We start from the raw sequence: 17247 nt of genomic DNA, 5'->3' as shown, positions 1-17247 counted from the left end.
CTTCCCGTCGATCCTCTCGACGATGATGACTACCCCGCGTACACGATGGGCCGTGCCGCGGAGATGCTCGGTACGACCCCGGCGTTCCTCCGTGTCCTGGGTGAACACCGCTTGATCACCCCGCTGCGGTCCGAGGGCGGTCATCGCCGCTACTCCCGTTACCAGCTGCGCATCGCCGCCCGGGCCCGCGAACTCGTCGACCAGGGCACCGGCGTGGAGGCCGCCTGCCGCATCGTCATCCTCGAAGACCAACTCGAAGAGGCGCTGCGCATCAACGACCAACTGCGCGCCGAGGGCGGCAAGCCTCAGCCGAACACATCAGCCTGATCAGGACGCCCGGACCCGAGGCAGCCGATGTCCTGCCGCAGGACGAGGCCGCCCAGGGACCGCACCGCCGTCCCGCGTCAACGTGACTCCACGGGTGAGAGCACCGCGAGCGGGCGCGATGCATGAAGCGAGGGACGAGCAGCGAACCCGGCGAAGCAGGAGCCGCAACCCGCCTGATGGTTGCCCTGGCGGAGATCCGGCAATTCAGAAACAGGCACGCACGGGCGCCGCGCGTGCCACGTGCTGGGACCTGTCCTCCTGCGCGCATCAAGAAGACAGGTCCCGTCTGGCTTCCCTCTCCCGGTACAGTCCAGATGCATTCGCGTCCACGCTTTTGACCGCCTTCCCGAGGCCGCTGGTGGAAGAGCGAGGTTCTGGGATGGACCGCCCTCTGTGCCCCCGCCGTGGCGGGTCATCCCGCGCGGCCCTGCTAGGACCAGCGCATCCCCAGATGGTCGAGCGCGGCGCGGCGCGGCGCTGAGGTGAGCGTGGCCGCGTGGCATCGGGTCTGGTCGAGTCAGGCCCCGAGTTTCACCGGCTCGCCGTCGACGGGTTCCAGGTGCTTGCGGGGCACGGCCGGCGGCTGCTCAGGTCAGCGACCGAGTGCCGCACTGAGAGTCGGGTGGACGATAAACCAGGTGCCGACGCCCGCGATGTCAAGACGGCGCTGGAACGAGGGGCTGAGCGGCCCGACGAGTTCGACACCGCCGGCCCGACGGGCGCTGACGAGAAGGCCCAGGAGGGTCTCGTCGCCGAATGCGAGAGCCGCGAGGTCCACGATCAGGGGGAGGCCGGCGCCGGTGGCGCGGGCGAAGTCGTCTTCGAGGACCTCGCACGCCCTTACGTCAGCGGTACCGCGCAGCGTCAGCACGTACGCCTCCGGGAAGAGCGCGTGCACCACGAGCAGGTCGTGGTTGCTGCCGCTGACCGGATCGTTCATCAGGTCAGCATCTCAGGTGTCGGACCGGTACGGGGACCACTCGGTCCGGCGGGCGTGACGCGCAGGGCGAGCAGGGCGGTGTCGTCGCTGGCCCAGCCCTGGTGGTGGGCGTCCAGAACTGCGGTGAGGTGATCGATGGTGGCGGCGGCGTCCATCCCGCAGGTGGAGACCAGCGCCTGGGTGAGGTCGGCTTCGCCGAAGACGGCTCCGGCGTCCTCAGGTGCGGTTCCGGGCCGGGGCCGGCCTTCGATCGCTCCGTCGGTGTAGAGCAACAGGAGGTCGCCGGGACCGAGCTGGAAGGGCGTGTCGGTCAAACGCAGCTCGGGCATGACACCCAGCAGGGTGCCTGCTGCGCCGAGCTGCCGCACCTGCCCGTCGGCCCGGCGCACCAGCGCGGGGGGATGCCCGGCGAGAGTGATGGTCCCCGCAGCGCCGACGAGGGTCCGGTGGAAGGCCACGTAGACGGCGGTCAGAAAACGCGGGGCGTTCTGGGCGAGCATGGCGGCGTTCAGGCGGGTCAGCAGGTCGGCGGGCGATCCGGTCTCGGCGGCGTCCGCCCGGATCGTGTAGCGGGCCATGGAACTGACTTGAGCGGCCTTGACGCCCTTGCCGCACACGTCCCCCAGGACCGCGGCGAAATTCTCGCCGTGGGTGCGGAACAGGTCGTAGAAGTCGCCGCCCACCTCGATGTCGCTGCGGTGGCGGTTCGAGGCCGGCAGGTAGGAAGCGGCCGCCTGCATGCCCGGGACGGTACGCAGGGCGGCGGGAAGCAGTCCGGCCTGCAAGGTGTGAGCGAGGTCCGCGGACTTCTGCTGGGCTTCCTGGGAAGCGGTGAGCACCTGCCGCATCCGTATCTCCGCCGACACCGAGCGGGCCAGCGTCGAAAGCGTCGCCAGATCGGCCGGAGACCAGGTACGCGGAGAATCATCGATCACGCAGAAGCTGCCCAGCACCCGTCCTTCGGCGTCGAGCAGCGGGTAGCCGGCCCATGCGCCGATGTTCATCGGCCCGGTGGCGGGGTGAGAGGCGGTACGCGGATCGGCGGCCGCGTCCTCAACCACGAACGGGGCTCCGCCCGCTTCGACCAGGAAGTAGCAGAAACTCTGTTCTACGGAAGACTGCCGGACGGCGGACGCGTTGAGGTCCACACCCACGCACGACTTCCAGAACGAGCGGTCCGCATCTACCAGAGTGACGAACGCGCGGCCCGTGCCGGTGATCCGGGCGGCCAGGGAAGCGAGATCGTCGAAGACCTCCTCGGCCCCGGTGTCCAGCAACCCGGTCGCCTCCACCGCGGCGACCCGGACGGGATCGGACAGCGCAGCCGGCAGACCGTCCTGCCGCACACCGCCCGCGGACTCCGTACCCGCCATCTCCCGGCGCCTCCCTGAAACCATTGCTGAGCGGCAAGAAAACCACACCCTCCCGCCAGTATCAGTGAGCCGCCCCTCACTCACCCCACACAGGATCCGCCTGCCGGCAAACCGACGGCGGCCGCGGGCCTGGGTATCCAGGTCCTGATGCGCGTCCACGCCCGTGAAAGCTGTTCCGCACGGTTGCTCAACGGGGTCACGTGAGAAAGGCCGCGTAGGCCGCGGCGGCCGTGCGGATGACCAGGACCGGCCGGTAGACGCCGGCGAGGAGACGGCCGCGCCGGGCGCCGAACCGCTGCTCCGCGACACGCAGGCTGAGTGCCCCGGGCGCCAACCGCCCCCAGCCGCCCTGCCCGAAGGACAGCGCGAACCAGATGCCCAGGTTGACGCGCTCGGTCCGGCCGCCGTCACGCCGGTGAGGTCGATGATCACGAAGGTGCCCCCGCTGAAGAGGGGATAACTCATCCCGCCGCGGCCGGACTTGCGGGTGAACCCGATGACCATCCACGTGACCAGGGAGGCGGTCACGGTGAGCTGGCCAGCGGGCAGGACGACGTCAGGCATGACGGAACGCCTCCGCACAGCGAGGGAGGAAACGAAAGGTCCGCGCCGACGACGCGCGGGCGGGCGCCCTGTTCGGGCTTCGGGGGGCGCTGCATCAGCTCGGTGGCTGCGGCGTGCAGGGAGACGCTGCCGTGGAGTACGGCGTCGACCACGGTCGCGAGCGGCATCTTGACCCCGAACGCGCGGGACAGGGCGAGGACTGCCTCGGTGCTCTTGACACCTTCGGTGGTCTGGCGCGTTTCGGCGGCCGCCTCGTCGACGGTGAGCCCGCGGCCCGGGTGCGTGCCGAAGGTGCGGTTGCGGGAGAGCGGGGAGGTGCAGGTGGCGACCAGGTCGCCCGTCCCGGACAGGACGGCGGGTGTGGCCGGGTCGGCGTCCATGGCGACGGCCAGGCGGCTGCTCGCCGCCAGGCCGCGGGTGATGATCACCGCCGTCGCGTTGTCCCCGAGCCCCATGCCGACAGCGATGCCGACAGCGATGCTGACGGCGAGGGCGACGGCGAGGGCGATGACGTTCTTCCACGCACCGCCCGTCGCGCAGCCGAGCAGATCGCTGCTGGTGAGGGGCGGTCCCCGCGGACGGCCGGTTGGACTCCCCACCGGAGGGCTGGCCTGTACGCAGGGTGTCGTCGCCGAGGGATGACCCGGCCCGTGGTGGCGAGGGGCCTGACTGGGTTACCCGGCGGTCGGCTCGGGGTGGATCTGCTCGACGCGATCGCGCTTGGTGTACAGGTCCCAGTAGTGCTCGGCGAGGTCGTCCGGGTCGACGAGCGGGCCGACGCCTTCCGGCAGCGATGCGGCGGCGATCTCTCCCATCTCGCTACGGGCGATGAACGCCGCGATGGACAGGGTGCCGGCGTAGGCGCCGATGTCGGCGAGCTCGCCGTTGAGGGAGTGCAGCCAGTTGCGGGCGGCGGACATCAGCGGGCCCACGCCGCTCATGTAGGGCCGCGGCGCCACGGCGGTGTGGCCGGTGGTCATCAGGAACGCGCCGTCGCCGCGCTCGGCCCACTCGGGCAGCACCGCGCGGACCACCTCGACCGGCGTGAACAGGAGAAGAGGGCTGTCCTTCTGCAGGGTGACGGCGTCCAGCTTGGTGGCGGGGGCGAAGCTCTTCTCACCGCTGATCGGCCCGTACTCGATGACGTCGATCCGGCCGAACCGGCCGCGGATGACGTCGATGAGGGCGGGTACCTCGGCGGGCTCGGAGAGGTCGGCGGTGAATCCGGCCGCGTCGATGCCCTCGCCGATGAGCTGTTCGACGAGTGCGTCGAGGCGGTCCTTGCGGCGGGCGACGAGGGCGACGCGGAAGCCTTCGCGGGCGAAGCGGCGGGCGACGGAGGCGCCGAGCCCGGTGCCGGCTCCGAAGACGGCGATGACCTTGGACGTGTCGGGCATGGGGATGTCTCCTCGGGGTTTTTGGGGTGTTCTGGCTGTTCGGCAGGGGTTCGAGGTGGGGTGGGTCAGCCGCGGGCGTTCCACACCAGCGGGGCGCGGCGGATCCAGGTCTCCTCGTCGACGGAGTCGAGGAGGAAGCGGGCGAGGCCGGCCCGGTTGATCCAGCGTCCGGGCGTGGTGACGTTGGCGTCGCCGGCGCGCAGGGGACCGGTGGCGGGCCTGTCGCTGAGGGCGACGGCGCGGGCGAGGGTCCAGTCGGTGTCGGAGGCGCGTACGACCTGGTCGACGCCGGTGTGGTCGGTGAAGCCGGCCTTGATGTTCGACAGGTTGATGAATGCCTTCACCAGCGGGTTGAGGCGGGCCCAGTCGTCGCCGGCGCCCTGGGAGGAGGTAAGGACGATCCGGCGGATGCCCTGTTCGGCCATCACGGTCAGGGTGTTGCGGGCGGCGTCGGTCATGAACATCGGCGGGCTGACCGGCTTGGCCCAAGGGTTGTCGGAGGCGCGGGCGTTGTTCAGCACGCTGATCACCGCCCGGGTGCCGTGGGCGGCCGTGCGGATGTCGTCGATGTTCGCGGGCGTGCCCTGGATCAGCTCGACACCGGTCGGGGCGTGAACGGCGGAGGGGTCGCGGACGAGGGCGCGGACGCGGTGGCCACGTTCGGCGGCCTGCGCCAGCACGTGGGCGCCGGTGCGGCCACTGCCGCCAAGGACGAGCAGGTCGGTCATGGGAAGTCATCGGCTTTCATGGGCGGAGGGCCGGGCGGCGGGCGCCGGCCGGGGACGGACTCGGAAGGATCAGAAGGAGTACGGGCCGAAGCGGCCCCAGGCCACCACGACGGCCAGGGCCAGCAGCACGGCGTTCATACCGATCGCGCGGTACTCCCGGTCACGCCGGCCGTCGCGAACACCGCGGCCAGCAGTCCCTGGAGGACCCACAGCAGGACGTTCACCGGACTGCTCGTCTCTGGATCACGGCGGCTATGGGGAGATCAGCCGTGTTCGGGGACGGCGCAGCCGTCCGGGCCGCAGCCCGGGGCGTCACCGCCACGGGCGACGGGGGTGAGGGGGCGGGTGGCGCCCCATGCGGTGCGGAGCAGGTCGAGCAGGGTGTCGCTGTCCTGGGCGCCGGGGACGCCGTAGCGGCCGTCGACGACGATGAACGGGGCGCCGGTCGCACCGAGGCGCTGAGCGTGGATCGCGTCGTCGCGGACCTGTTCGCGGTAGCGGCGCCGGGCAAGGGCCTGTCGGGTCTGCTCGCGGTCCAGGCCCAGGGTGTCGGACAGCGCCAGCAGGTCGTCCGGGGAGAAGACGGGCTCGGCCTTGCCGAAGTAGGTGTCGAAGATCGCGTCCCACGCTTCGCGGTTCTTGCCCTGGGCGGAGGCGTGGGCGAGGAACTCGTGGGCCAGGTCGGTGTTGCCGACCTGGTTGTCCAGCACCCGGTAGGGGCTCAGCCCCTCGGCCGCGGCCAGTGCCTCGATCCGCCGGGTCGACGTCTCGGCCTGACTGCCGCCGACACCGTGCCGTCGCAGCAGAGCCTCGCGTACGGAGAAGGTGCGGTCCTCGGGGAAGCTGCTGCTGAGCGGGAACGAGTGGTGGACCACCTCCACCTCGCCGGCGTGCTCGAACCGCTCCACGGCCTGCTCCAGGCGGTGATGGCCCAGCCCGCACCAGGGGCATGTCACCTCGGACCAGATGTCCACCTTCACCGCGCGCCTCCAATTCTTACGACTTGTTCGTAACGCCATGGTGGACCAGTATGGAAGGGGGTGCAAAAGGCACATCCGTGTGCGTGCCGGAGAGGAATGTGCGTGATGGAACGGGCAGGCGAAGTGGCGACGACCGGTGGGGCGAAGGCGGTCGGGGCGGCGGCGATCGGGCCGTGCGCGGCGATCCCCAGCGAGCACATGGCCTTCATCCGCGAGGTCCTGGACCGCGTCGGCGACAAATGGAGCCTGCTGCTGATCGCCGTCCTGGAGCGGGGCCCGCTGCGCTACACCGACCTGCAGCGCCAAGTCCCCGGCATCTCCCAGCGCATGCTCACCCTCACCCTGCGCCAACTCCACCAGGACGGCCTGATCTCCCGTACCGCCTACGCCGAAGTGCCCCCGCGCGTCGAGTACTCCCTGACCCCGCTCGGCCGCGGCCTCCACGAGATCGCCACGTCCCTGGTCGGCTGGGCCGCCGCCCACCACGACGAGATCCGTGAGAACCGGGCCCGCACGACCTCAGCGCAGCCGAGTACGGGTGCACGCGCCTGAGCTACCGGAGACCGTCACCGGCGGTAGCGAAACACACGGCCATCCGACTCCCCGCCGGTGACCGCGGGTGGAGGACCCCCACCGGCCCTCGACATGGTGATCAGGAACTCGACACCTCATGATCACTCGGAGGCCGTGCCTGCCTCCGTTCCAGCCCGGTCCGTGAACCCCACCGCCACGTCAGCTGCCTGAATCGGCATCAAGACGTGTGGCCACCATGGCCAGAAGGAATTAGCTGGGCTGGAGCCAGTTGAACAGAGCTCGGAAGGACAGCACTGCCGTACGGAGGCAGGTGGTGAACGGCCCCACCAGCGGCGTCCGGTCGATGGATGCAGTCACCACCGGTTCCCCCTTGACTCGCGAGGACCGTGCGACACGGTTCACTGTCCATGTGCCGAGCAGTGCCTCCCCGATGCCTGTCGCCAGGCATCCGAGCAGCGAGGTGAGGTAAGGGTCCCGGCAGCGCGGAGCGCGTCGGTGGTGGTGCGCAGGGCCCTGGAGTGAGGGATTACCTGGTCCCGAGGAGGGCCGGTGGGGGCGGTGGCGGTCAGACCAGACCGATGCGCTGGGCGATGTCCTCTCCATGGCGCAGGCGCTCGTGCCCGGCCTCGCCCAGCGAGACGATCACGGAAGCGACGACGGTCTCGATCACGGCCACCGTCGGGACGAGGCTGTCGTACGGCGAGGGGGATGTGACCTGGCTGGGCAGGACGACCTCCGCGTGTGCGGTCACCGGGGACAGCCATGTGTCGGTGAACAGGATCACCCTGCCGCCCCGTTCCCGCAACAGCTGAGCCATCGCGACCTTGTCGTCCTCGTAGCGCCGGTAGTCGAAGACGACCAGCACGTCGCGGCGGGTCAGCGCGGCCAGGGTGGCGGTCCGCTCGACGTCACGGTCCGGCAGGAACGCCACGTCGTCGCGTAGTTGCATGAGGTGCAGGCCGAGGTACTGCGCCAACAGGTGGGTGAATCGGCCGCCGGCAAGGACGATCCGTCGTCTGGGGTCGGCGAGGAGCTGCGTTGCCCGGTCCAGGTCGTGCGGCGGGAGTTCGGCCAGGGACCGGGTCAGCGCGGCGGCGAACAGCCGGCTGCCGCTCTTCAGCAGCGGTTCGCCGGTGTCCGAATCGTCCAGGGCGTCGGAGCGGTTCTGGGCCGCCGACTCGTACAACGCCAGGGGAGAGGCGCTGCGTTCCTCGAGTTCATCGCGCAGGGCTGCCTGGAAGTCGGGGTAGCCGCGGAAGCCGAGGCGGCCGACAAACCTGAGGACGGTCGGTGCGCTGACCGCAGCACGTTCCGCGATGGTAGCGATGGTTTCGAATCCCGGCGCCGGATATCCCGCCAGCATGACCCGGCCGACCTTGCGTTCGGCGGGGCTGAGTTCACCCAGCTTGTGCCGGATTTCGTCGGCGAGTGTGCCAGAAGCCATCGAGGTGTTCCTTTTCCATGCCGGAAGGGCCTTGTGCGTGGAGCCTACGGGGCAGGCGAGGGACCGGGGCGCTCGTCTGGGGGGACCGAGCGCTCCGTCCCTCTTTTCGCCCGTGGGTCCGCCTGCACGGGAGAGATCAGTTGGGAGCGATGGACACGGTCATCCCGATGAGGGTGTCGGCGCTCGTGCCGTCGTCCGTGAGCGCGGTGAAGTGCCGGTCCTTGTCGAAGGTGACGGTGAACCGCGGTCCGGACTCGAACGTGGTGGCGGTGGTCTCCCGCTGCACCGCGGACTGCGCGAGGGCGCGCGCGGTGCCCAGGAAGCTGTAGGGGACGCCGTCGTCGTCGGCGAGGGAGTAGAAGACGTCCGTGTTGGCGGGGACGGGGGTGCGGTCCTGCGGGCGGAGCCGCTTTTTGTCGGACGCCGGCCGTATCCGCCAGTGGCGCGGCTCGTAGCGGTCGCCGTCGGTGAGGTAGTCGTAGGTCGCCCCGGTGAGCGACCAGCCTCCGCCGCGTCGGGTCACGTGCGAGTGCCGCAGGTCGAAAATCGCGAGGCCCTGGGGGCCGATGACGTGCATGCTCTCGTCCGGTGAACCCGGGTGCTCGACGACAAGAGCGGTGTTCTCCTCCAGCGCGTAGACCCGCTGGTGGCCCGTGTCGGCGGCCAGTCGCAGCGAGCGGCCCTCACGTCCGGTGGTGCCGGTGTGGGTGTCCAGCAGTCCCGAGTCCAGGAAGCCGAAGCCTCCCTCGGGCAGGTAGCCGAGCCGGGAAGCGTCGTCGAAGTAACCGGGGGAGCTGCCGTCCCGTAGGGCCTCGTAGGAGTCGCCACCGGTGATCATGTCGGGGCCGGCCGCGATCTGGGCGCCGGCGCTCGACCCGGCCACCACGGCGCCGTCGGCGAGCTTGGCTCGGATGGCGGCCAGCACCTTGGAGTCGGTGTGAGCGGAACCGTGCAGCAGGCTGGTCACGTACCGGTACTGATCCCCGCCACCGAAGAAGAAGCCGGTCATGTTGTTGACCTGCGCGACGACGCGGTCGGAGTCGGCTTCGGCGACATGGTCGAGGTCGACGGGAACCCACTCCGCGCTGGCCGCACCGTGACGGCGGAAAAGATCGGCGTAATAGGTTCCGTTGCAGACGGAGTTGGAGCACTTGGCCGGGTCACCCGCGTTCGGGTCCTGGCTCTCGGGCACGGAGGCCGCGGTCAGCACTCCGATCCGTGCGTGCCCCTTGCCGCCGGCCCGGTCCACGATCTCGCCGTACACCTGGTCGTTGTCGTCCTTCAGCCCGCCACCGACCAGGACGAGGGATCCGGCGGAACGGTGGCCTGCGGCCGGGTGTGCGACGGCTGACGGAGCGGCTCCCATGGCGAGCAGGAGCGCGGTGCTCGCGGCCGTTACGATGCGGCCGGCGGCTTGCTGGGGGGTGCGCATGAGGGACCTCCAGGAAACGAAGAGGGGTGGATGGTGTGCCGTCGGGTCGGCGTGCCTGAGGCCGGTTTCGGCGACGGCCGGTGCCTGTGCTTGCTCGGGCCACCCGGAGACGACGGCGGCCTGTACAGCAACGGATTTCCTGTTCGCAGCCGGAGCCGTCGGATCAGCCGGCGGCAGGCTGTTCGCAGCCGAGTACGGCGATGAGCGAGGCGAGCAGGGCTACTCGGGTGACCACGGTGGTGGTGTCCAGCCACTCGTGCGGGCTGTGGTCGCCGCCGCCGACCGGGCCGAGCCCGTCGAGAACGGGCACGCCGACGCCGGCGATCAGGTTGGCGTCACCTACTCCGCCGGTCGCGGCAGCTCCGATGGACAGGCCGAGTTCTGCCCCGAGGGACTGGGCGGTCCGGAGCATCTGCCGTGAGGCGTCGGTGTCCTCCATGGGCGGGCAGAGGTCGAGCTGCTCCACTGTCACGGCGGTCCCGGCGACGGCCGGGCTCGCGGCGAGTTCCTCGATCGCCTGCCGCGCCTGCCGAATGCCTTCCGTGGTCGCCGAGCGGACCTCGACGTGCAGCTCTGCCTCTGGGCAGACGATGTTGATGCGTGTGCCGGCGTGCATCATGCCGACATTGACGGTCACGTCATTCCAGCGGCCGTTCAGTCCCTGGAGGGCGACGGTGAGGTGGGCCGCCGTCAGCGCGGCGTTCGCACCCCGCTCCGGTTCGATGCCGGCGTGGGCGGCGCGTCCCGTGATGGCGAGCCGGAAGTCGGCGACGCCCTTGCGGGCGATCACCACATCGCCGTTCTCCCGCGCGCACTCCAGTGCCAACGCGTAGTGCATGCCGCGCGCCGTCTCTTCGGTGTGGGACCGGCTCATCGGAGAGCCGATCTCCTCGTCGGGCACCGCCAGGAAGACCAGCTCGGCGTAGTCCTGAAAGCCGGCCTCCTCAAGGATGCGGAGCGCCGTAAGGCCTGCCACGAGGCCGCCCTTGTCGTCGCTCACGCCAGGTCCGTGGGCGTGTGAGCCGGACAGGCCGAACGGCCTGGCCGCGGCTGTCCCGTCTTCGAACACCGTGTCCATGTGTGCGGCGAGGAGAATGCGGCGGCCGCCGTCCTCGACAGGGCGCGACCCCTTCTTCCGCGCCACGACCAGGTCGCCGGTGCCGCCGGCTGTTGCGGGCGGCAGGCTGAGGTGCCGGGTGTCGAACCCGAGGGCCCTCAGCCGTTCGCCGACGATCTCTCCGACGTGGTTGACGCCGGCGGGGCTGTACGACCCGGAGTCGATCGCGACGAGTTCGGCCAGTTCCTGCAGGTAGCGTGCCTTGTGGGCGCGGGCGAGCGTCAACAGTGCGGCGGTGCGCGGCCGCTGACGGACCGGGGCGCTCACAGGACCTTCGAGAGGAATCCGCGGGTGCGTTCCTGCTCGGGTTCGACGAGGACCTGCTGGGGGTGTCCGGCCTCGACGACGACACCCTCGTCCATGAAGACTGCGGTATCGCCGACCTCGCGGGCGAAGCCGATCTCATGGGTGACGACGACCATCGTCATGCCGTCCGCCGCGAGCTGCCGCATGACGTCCAGGACATCGCCGACCAGCTCGGGGTCGAGTGCCGAGGTCGGCTCGTCAAAGAGCATCAGCTTTGGTCCCATGGCCAGGGCGCGGGCGATGGCGACTCGCTGCTGCTGGCCACCTGAGAGCTGTGCGGGGTAGTGCCCGGCTCGGTCGGCGAGGCCGACCTGGTCGAGCAGGCGCATACCGTCCTCGCGTGCCTCGGATCGGCTGGCCCCGGCCACGCGGATGGGCGCCTCGCTCACGTTCTCCAGCGCCGTCAGGTGGGGGAAGAGGTTGAAGCGCTGGAAGACCATGCCGATGTCGCGGCGGCGTGCGGCGACCTCCCGCTCACGCAGTTCGTGCAGCCGGTCGCCCTGCCTGCGGTAGCCCACGAGCTGGCCGTCGACGGACAGTCGGCCGCCGTCGACCCTCTCAAGGTGATTGATGCATCGCAGGAAGGTGGACTTGCCGGAGCCCGAGGGGCCCAGCAGGCAGCACACTTGCCCTGCTTCGACGGTCAGATCAATGCCCTTGAGGACATCGAGCCTCCCGAAGTGCTTGCGCACACCTTGCGCGTGGACCATGGGCGTGGTCATCGCTCAGACTCCTTCTTCACGCGGCCCAGCGAGAGGGCGCCCGCGAACACGCGCTGCAGGGGGGACACCCGACCGCCTCCCGCGGTGCCGCGGCCGTAACGCCGCTCCATCCACGCCTGTGGGACGCTCAGCAGGCTGACCAGGGCCAGGTACCAGATGCTGGCGACCACCAGCATGGGGATGACCTGGTAGTTCTGCGCGTACACGTCCTGGATGTTCGACATCAGGTCGTGAGCGGCGATGACAGAGACGAGCGCCGTCATCTTCAGCATGTTGATGGTCTCGTTGCCCATCGGCGGGATGATCACTCGCATGGCCTGGGGCAGAACGATCCGGCGCATGGTCAAGGCGGGCCGCATGCCGAGCGAGTGGGCTGCCTCTGTCTGCCCCGTGTCGACCGACTGGATGCCGGCTCGGACGATTTCACTGGCGTACGCGGCCTCGTTGAGCCCGAGTGCCAGCAGCGCCGCGACCGCCGGGGTGAGCAGGGAATTGGTGTCGGCCTGGACGAAGGTGATGTGGGTGAACGGGACACCGATCAGCACCTTCTTGTACAGGGCAGCGGCGTAGCCCCAGAAGATGATCTGGACCAGCAGCGGTGTCCCCCGGAAGACCCAGACGAACAAGGAGGAGAGTCCGTACAGGACGGGATTGGCCGACAGGCGCATGACCGCGATCAGGGTGCCGAGCAGCAGACCGAGGGCCATGGCCGCGGCGGTCAGCCACAGGGTCGTTGTCAGGCCGTCGAAGATGAGGCCGGCGAAGAGGTAGTGGCCGATGAGATCCCAGTGCAGGTTGGCGTTCTTGGCGAGGGAGCCGATCAGTCCGCCGACGGCCACCACGGCAGCCGCGGCAGCCACCCAGCGGCCGTAGTGCCGCACCGGGACGATGTCCATGTCCGTGCGGACCAAGTCATGGTGCCGCGAGGCACCCACGGAAGTGGAGGTGGTAGGCACGATCAGTCCACCGCCGCGTTGCGGGTGGCATCCTTGACGGCGATCGAGGCGACACCGTACTTGTCGAAGATCTTGGTGGCGGTGCCGTCGTCGATAAGGGCCTGCAGGGCCTTCTGTATGGCTCCCGTGAGTGCGGGCAGCTTCTTGCTGACGGCGATACCGTTGGGCGAAGCGTTGTAGCCGCCCGGCGCCTTGCTGTCCTCGACCAGCTCAAAGGCCTTGCCTTCGTCGGCTGTCTTCGCAGTCCAGCCGGCGGCAGGCTTGGTCAGAACATCGGCCACGACCTTTCCTGACCGGAGCGCCAGCTGCGCATCTGAGTCCTTCGGGAAGGTGGATATGGCGATCTTGGGTTTGCCTGCGGCCGTGCAGTCGGACTGCGTTGCGGTGAGCAGCTTCAGCTGGTTGGTGGCAGCCTGCACCCCCACCGGGCTCCCGCACAGATCGGTCAGCGTGGTGATGTTCTTCGGGTTGCCCTTGGCGACCAGAATCCCGGACCCGGACTGGGAGTAGTCGACGAAGTCGACCACTTTCTGACGATCCTTGCTGTCCGTGATCGCGGACATCGCCGCGTCGAACTTGCCGGCCTGCAGGGCCGGCACGATCCCGTCGAACTTCTGCGAGGTAAAGACGAATCTCACGCCGAGCTTCGCGCCGATGGCCTGACCGAGGTCGTAGTCGAGTCCGGTGAGCTCCTTGCCGCCCTCGCTGACGAACATTTCGAACGGCGCGTAAGGAACATCGGTGGCTACGCGGACCGTCCCTGCCTTCTTGATGCTGCTCGGCAAGGCGTCATGCAGGGCACGGTCCGGCTTCACCGTCACTCCGGCGACCTTCGCGGCGCCGGTCGACGCCACCTCGCCGGTGGCTGCCCGGTCGTCGCATGCGCTCACCGCGATGAGCGCCACCGCGACTGTCGCGACGGTGATCGCGGAACGGCGGGAGGAGTGTGACGTCACGATCGTTTCCTCTCAACTGCCGGCGAGGGTCTGTCCTCGCCCGCTGACAGAGCAGGAAAGTACATGTGCGCCATGATCCTGCATAGATGTAACGCTGATTAGATTCTCGCGGCTGCACAGTAGAGGCGAAGAGAAGTGGCAAATGTCCATCCTTGTCATGGTCTCGATGTGGAGTCGGAACGTTCTTCGCGCAAACTCTCCTTACATCTTCCGCAAGCAACTGATGACTTGTATGTTCCGCTACTACCCCCCTGCTTCTTGTGTCGATCCGTCAGAAGCAAGCACGGGGCCACTCGTTCCCGCCGTGCAGTCCCATCCCGCGACCCAGGAGCACCGATGACTTCACGCGCACTGAGCAGACCCTTGGCTTCACTTCTCGTGATCGTGGCGGCTGCCACGACCCTTGCCGTCACCTCTGACCCCGCCCACGCATCCGCCGACCGCGTACGCCTCGGCAACTCGTCAGACGTCAGCCGATCGAGCTGGTCCGGCCCTGCCTTCACCATGAACGGCGACGGCAGCGTCGTCGCCAACTCCATGGCCAAGGCCCTCGACGCCATCCGCGGCAACACGGGAAGCCTTGACGTCGTCGTCCTGGCCGGCTCGGCTCCCACTTCGGGCAGCAAAACCCCCGAATGCGACACAATCACCACGCTCTCAGGCGTCAACTCCTGCACCACCTGGACGCTGACCACAGCGGCAGACGGCAACAACACCCAGCTGAACACCGACATCCGCAACGCGGAGTTCGTCTACTTCGCAGGCGGCGACCAGTGCCGCTACGCGGCCTGGAAGGGCACCGCGCTCCAAAACTCCGTCCAGTCCGTCGTCGCCAAAGGCGGCGGATCCGGTGGCGGCAGCGCCGGTCTCCACATCAACAGCTCGATCGTCTACGACGCGTGCACCGCAAGCGCCACGTCAGCCGGCGCACTCGCCAACCCCTACGACAAGTCCGTCACCTTCACGACCGGCATGTTCAACTGGCCGAACTACAGCGACACCATCAACGACTCCCACTTCGTCGCCCGCGACCGCATGGGCCGCACGATGGCTTTCGTCGCACGCGCCATCAAGGACGGCCTGACCACACAGGGCAAGGCGTGGGGCGTAGGCATCGACGAAGGCGGCAGCTCCCTCTACATCGACAAAAACGGACTCGCCACGCTCTTCGGCAGCGACGCCTACGTCGTGCTCGGTGATCACCAGCCGGAACAGGCCGTCTCCGGCAAGCCCCTGACCTTCACCAACTTCAAAATCTGGCACCTCACCAGCGGCCAGACCTTTGACTTCAAGAACCGTCCCACCTGCGGCTACTACCGGCGCAGCGTCAGCAGCGGTGTCCCCGACCCAAACCTGTACAGCGGTACACCCGAGACCAGCTGCGGAACCCAGGGCGGTGGCACAACAGTAGACGAGAGTGAGCCAAACGACTCCCGCTCCACCGCCGACGACATCACCGCCAGCGCGCCCCCGGTGACACTGACCGGCTCCCTGAACACCACCTCCGACCAGGACTACTTCAAGTTCACCCTGGCCTCCGGCAAAACCGCGACCATATCGTGCGCGATCCCTGACGCTTACGATGCGGACGCCTACCTCCTCGACGCGTCAGGAAGCACGCTCACGAGGTCGGTGAACAACGGGCGAGGCAGCGACGAAAGCCTCACCTACACCCGCACAGCCGCAGGCAACGGAACGTACTACCTGGATCTCGAAGCCTACGCAGGTTCCGGCTCCGCCACCTATGCCTGTGACCTGAGCACAGCCTGACCACACTGTTCAGGTCACCTGCGACGCCCACTCTCGCCAGCTTGCCGCCGCGCATCACACAAGGCAGGCGTGAGACCAGCGAACCGGCCGTCGCCGCGCGCTCGCCCACGGGCAGGAAATCCGCAAACACCACCGCCCTCACGTCGTCGGGCGCGGTCAGCCGACCTCCGCGTGCCCGGCGGGCGGCGAGCTGAGCGGCACCGCGTGCGACAACGCCCCTCACGCTCGGCGTCGTTGAGGGAGGTGTTGTTGAGCGCGGCAAGAACCTGCCGCCACAAGGTCACCGCCCACCGCCCCTCCCCAACGGCGAGAACACAACGGCGGCCAGTTCCTCGCCCGTGGCCTCGGTGAGCGGCGGGATGCCGGTGGCCCGCCGGGCACGGCGTCACGCGGTTTCCCGTGCGGCGGCCGGCGGCGAGGTCGCGGCGAGGGCGGAGCTGGGGGGCGCGGTCGACGAGGTCCTGCTCGGGCCCGGGGACGGCGTGAACCGGGTCGACCGCGAGACCTGTCTGGCCTAGCAGCGGCTGCGGAACTTCGCCGGCCTGTGCCCGCCGTAGCGCAGCAAGCTGCTGGTCTAGGTGAAGGTCGACCCGAAGGCCGTCGATCTGGTTCCGGGCTTCACCCGGGACGTGCCCGGTCTCGGCACCGTGGGACGGGTGACCTGGAAGTGCAGCTCCGTACGCGGGACTTGGAGCGGGGACAGGATCTTTTCCGCGCAAGCTATGCGGCAGCGGGAGCCGCACGCCGGTCTCCCGGGCGTGATTGTCAGTACCCGTGCCCTGATCGGCGCGGTCCTCGAAGCCGGCGAAGGCCACCTGACGGACGACGCAACCGTCATCTGCCTGGACTGGCACGGCACCGACACCTCGCGGCGCACCGCCGACACCGGCGCCAACCTCGCCGACGCCTCCGCGGTGTCCCCGCAACAAGGCTGACCGCACTGCCGCGGCTCCGCCCGGCAACCACATGGCGAGCCGGCAGCACCAGGAGGGCGAACGCGTCGAGGCAGCGGTTGGAACGGTGCGAGGCAGCACAGATCCCGGGCGCCTTGTGACGCCCGGGATCCGAGGTGGTGCGGCCTACTTGGGCTTGATCGCGTCCTTGGCCTTCTCCTTGGCCGCGCGCAGGTCGCCCTTGGACTCCTCGACCTTGCCCTCGGCCTTCAGGGACTCGTTGCCGACAGCCCCGCCGACAAGCTTCTTGACCTTGCCCTCGGCCTGCTCGCCCTTGGCCTGAGCCTTCTCGTCCGCAGCCACAGCCACTCACTCCTGCCTCGCTCGGAATTCACGTACGCCCTCCGAGTGACCTCCGACAGCATTTCCAAACCTGACCGTCTGCGACACAACCGGTAGCAGCCACCGGCCGACGTTATAAAAACTATATAAGATCCGTAGGAGTGGAGATCGATTCGCGGGACACACGGTGGCTCGGAGGTTGATAACTATGGTTCCCGTTCTGCTTGTTCTTCTTCTCGCTCTGATCCTCTTCGGTGCCGGTTTCGCACTCAAGGCCCTGTGGTGGATCGCGGTCATCGTGCTGATCGTGTGGGTCCTCGGGTTCGTGATCCGTCCCACCAGCGGCGGCAAGCGCGGCCGCTGGTACCGCTGGTAGACAGCCTCGACCAGTGCATCCACCAGGGGTGGGGCGCCGCGGGGAACAGCCCGGGGCCCCCCCCGGTCACAGACGCGCGCGGCCGGCGGG

The 17247-nt window shown here is 69.0% G+C and carries 20 protein-coding genes and 1 pseudogene; 6 read left to right on the top strand and 15 right to left on the bottom strand.

Annotation, left to right across the window (positions count from 1 at the left end):
- On the top strand, positions 1–327 hold a 327-nt coding region (locus ACIRQ9_RS39820), incomplete at its 5' end, for a MerR family transcriptional regulator (protein ID WP_404185515.1).
- Positions 328–919: 592 nt separating this feature from the next.
- Here the strand turns inward: ACIRQ9_RS39820 and ACIRQ9_RS39815 are convergent.
- From ACIRQ9_RS39815 to ACIRQ9_RS39780, 8 genes are all read right to left on the bottom strand, one after another.
- On the bottom strand, positions 920–1267 hold the full coding sequence (locus ACIRQ9_RS39815) for an STAS domain-containing protein (protein ID WP_404185512.1): 348 nt from the start codon (positions 1265–1267) through the stop codon (positions 920–922).
- Positions 1267–2640 carry a PP2C family protein-serine/threonine phosphatase gene (locus ACIRQ9_RS39810; RefSeq protein WP_404185524.1) on the bottom strand — a complete coding sequence of 458 codons (1374 nt, stop codon included), beginning with the start codon at positions 2638–2640 and terminating at the stop codon, positions 1267–1269. Before ACIRQ9_RS39810 ends, ACIRQ9_RS39815 begins: the two co-directional genes overlap by 1 nt.
- A 196-nt stretch (positions 2641–2836) precedes the next feature.
- The gene (locus ACIRQ9_RS39805; protein WP_404185509.1) at positions 2837–2974 is read right to left on the bottom strand and encodes a hypothetical protein; all 138 of its coding nucleotides are present in this window, start codon (positions 2972–2974) and stop codon (positions 2837–2839) included.
- A 190-nt stretch (positions 2975–3164) separates the two neighbouring features.
- Positions 3165–3803, bottom strand: coding sequence for an NAD(P)H-dependent glycerol-3-phosphate dehydrogenase (locus ACIRQ9_RS39800; RefSeq protein WP_404185506.1), 639 nt, complete (start codon positions 3801–3803; stop codon positions 3165–3167).
- Between the two features lie 75 nt (positions 3804–3878).
- Positions 3879–4601 (bottom strand): SDR family NAD(P)-dependent oxidoreductase, encoded by a 723-nt coding sequence (locus ACIRQ9_RS39795; RefSeq protein ID WP_404185504.1) that lies wholly within the window; start codon positions 4599–4601, stop codon positions 3879–3881.
- A gap of 65 nt (positions 4602–4666) precedes the next feature.
- A complete protein-coding gene (locus ACIRQ9_RS39790; protein WP_404185502.1) occupies positions 4667–5329 on the bottom strand; it encodes an NAD(P)-dependent oxidoreductase in 663 nt (220 codons plus the stop codon).
- Between the two features lie 69 nt (positions 5330–5398).
- Positions 5399–5539 (bottom strand): hypothetical protein, encoded by a 141-nt coding sequence (locus ACIRQ9_RS39785; RefSeq protein ID WP_404185499.1) that lies wholly within the window; start codon positions 5537–5539, stop codon positions 5399–5401.
- A 53-nt stretch (positions 5540–5592) separates the two neighbouring features.
- A complete protein-coding gene (locus tag ACIRQ9_RS39780) occupies positions 5593–6309 on the bottom strand; it encodes a DsbA family protein (RefSeq protein ID WP_404185496.1) in 717 nt (238 codons plus the stop codon).
- 105 nt (positions 6310–6414) lie between these two features.
- On the opposite strand from ACIRQ9_RS39780, the gene ACIRQ9_RS39775 reads away from it, so the two are divergent.
- Positions 6415–6861 carry a winged helix-turn-helix transcriptional regulator gene (locus ACIRQ9_RS39775; RefSeq protein WP_404185493.1) on the top strand — a complete coding sequence of 149 codons (447 nt, stop codon included), beginning with the start codon at positions 6415–6417 and terminating at the stop codon, positions 6859–6861.
- Positions 6862–7408: 547 nt separating this feature from the next.
- Here the strand turns inward: ACIRQ9_RS39775 and ACIRQ9_RS39770 are convergent.
- From ACIRQ9_RS39770 to ACIRQ9_RS39745, 6 genes are all read right to left on the bottom strand, one after another.
- On the bottom strand, positions 7409–8287 hold the full coding sequence (locus ACIRQ9_RS39770; protein ID WP_404185490.1) for a MurR/RpiR family transcriptional regulator: 879 nt from the start codon (positions 8285–8287) through the stop codon (positions 7409–7411).
- A 136-nt stretch (positions 8288–8423) separates the two neighbouring features.
- Complete coding sequence (locus ACIRQ9_RS39765) at positions 8424–9719, bottom strand: cyanophycinase (protein ID WP_404185487.1); 1296 nt, start codon at positions 9717–9719, stop codon at positions 8424–8426.
- A gap of 163 nt (positions 9720–9882) precedes the next feature.
- On the bottom strand, positions 9883–11103 hold the full coding sequence (locus tag ACIRQ9_RS39760) for a M20 family metallopeptidase (RefSeq protein WP_404185484.1): 1221 nt from the start codon (positions 11101–11103) through the stop codon (positions 9883–9885).
- Positions 11100–11852, bottom strand: coding sequence for an amino acid ABC transporter ATP-binding protein (locus ACIRQ9_RS39755; RefSeq protein ID WP_404185521.1), 753 nt, complete (start codon positions 11850–11852; stop codon positions 11100–11102). Before ACIRQ9_RS39755 ends, ACIRQ9_RS39760 begins: the two co-directional genes overlap by 4 nt.
- 8 nt (positions 11853–11860) lie before the next feature.
- A complete protein-coding gene (locus ACIRQ9_RS39750; RefSeq protein WP_404185518.1) occupies positions 11861–12760 on the bottom strand; it encodes an amino acid ABC transporter permease in 900 nt (299 codons plus the stop codon).
- Positions 12761–12822: 62 nt separating this feature from the next.
- On the bottom strand, positions 12823–13776 hold the full coding sequence (locus ACIRQ9_RS39745; RefSeq protein ID WP_404185481.1) for an ABC transporter substrate-binding protein: 954 nt from the start codon (positions 13774–13776) through the stop codon (positions 12823–12825).
- A gap of 336 nt (positions 13777–14112) precedes the next feature.
- Here ACIRQ9_RS39745 and ACIRQ9_RS39740 point away from each other — a divergent pair, with 336 nt between their 5' ends.
- The 3 genes and pseudogenes from ACIRQ9_RS39740 (at position 14113) to ACIRQ9_RS39730 (ending at position 16481) form a co-directional block, all read left to right on the top strand.
- Positions 14113–15546 carry a pre-peptidase C-terminal domain-containing protein gene (locus ACIRQ9_RS39740; RefSeq protein WP_404185478.1) on the top strand — a complete coding sequence of 478 codons (1434 nt, stop codon included), beginning with the start codon at positions 14113–14115 and terminating at the stop codon, positions 15544–15546.
- A gap of 338 nt (positions 15547–15884) precedes the next feature.
- Positions 15885–16279 (top strand): annotated as a pseudogene (locus ACIRQ9_RS39735) (transporter); the annotation flags it as partial.
- A 25-nt stretch (positions 16280–16304) separates the two neighbouring features.
- Positions 16305–16481, top strand: coding sequence for a hypothetical protein (locus ACIRQ9_RS39730; RefSeq protein WP_404185527.1), 177 nt, complete (start codon positions 16305–16307; stop codon positions 16479–16481).
- Between the two features lie 144 nt (positions 16482–16625).
- On the opposite strand, the gene ACIRQ9_RS39725 is transcribed toward ACIRQ9_RS39730, so the two are convergent.
- The gene (locus ACIRQ9_RS39725; protein WP_404185475.1) at positions 16626–16802 is read right to left on the bottom strand and encodes a CsbD family protein; all 177 of its coding nucleotides are present in this window, start codon (positions 16800–16802) and stop codon (positions 16626–16628) included.
- Positions 16803–16989: 187 nt separating this feature from the next.
- Here ACIRQ9_RS39725 and ACIRQ9_RS39720 point away from each other — a divergent pair, with 187 nt between their 5' ends.
- Positions 16990–17157, top strand: a complete 168-nt coding sequence (locus ACIRQ9_RS39720; RefSeq protein ID WP_351313579.1) for a hydrophobic protein — start codon at positions 16990–16992, stop codon at positions 17155–17157.
- The last annotated feature ends 90 nt before the right edge of the window (positions 17158–17247 follow it).

It is taken from the genome of Streptomyces sp. NPDC101237 (assembly GCF_044767465.1).
GTDB classification, from domain to species: Bacteria; Actinomycetota; Actinomycetes; order Streptomycetales; family Streptomycetaceae; genus Streptomyces; species Streptomyces gramineus.
Note: the sequence above shows the minus strand (reverse complement) of the source record. Positions and strands in the feature narration are given on the sequence as shown.